The organism is Caulobacter sp. CCH9-E1, from assembly GCF_001556515.1.
Taxonomy (GTDB): Bacteria; Pseudomonadota; Alphaproteobacteria; order Caulobacterales; family Caulobacteraceae; genus Caulobacter.
The window spans coordinates 1-274 of record NZ_LSJA01000134.1; the positions used below are offsets into that span (position 1 = coordinate 1).

General features: G+C 66.8%; 1 protein-coding gene. It reads right to left on the minus strand.

The genetic code is table 11. The features are described 5' to 3' along the window. The coding region (locus AX690_RS09330; RefSeq protein WP_231732155.1) for an ATP-binding protein at positions 1 to 242 on the minus strand (242 nt) is incomplete at its 3' end. Between the last annotated feature and the right edge of the window lie 32 nt (positions 243 to 274).

Consider the following 274-nt stretch of genomic DNA (forward strand, 5'->3'; position numbering starts at 1 on the left):
ATCGCAGAGCCTTCGAAGCTGAACGCCGCCAGGTCCTTCATCACCGGCAGCTTGGCGGCGGTCAGGCGATAGCGGATGGATGCGGCCTGGCGATGGTTGGTCTCGGCCTTGAGCAGCTCGGCCAGGATCTCCATGGCCGTGCGGTTGCGCTGAAGGCCCGTGGTGACGGTCTCGTCGAAGGCCCCGGCCATGCCCTTCAGGCCCAGTTGGGCGAAGGCTTCGATCATCTCATGCCGCTGCACGGGGACCTCGCAGCAGGTCGTAGCGGGCGCAG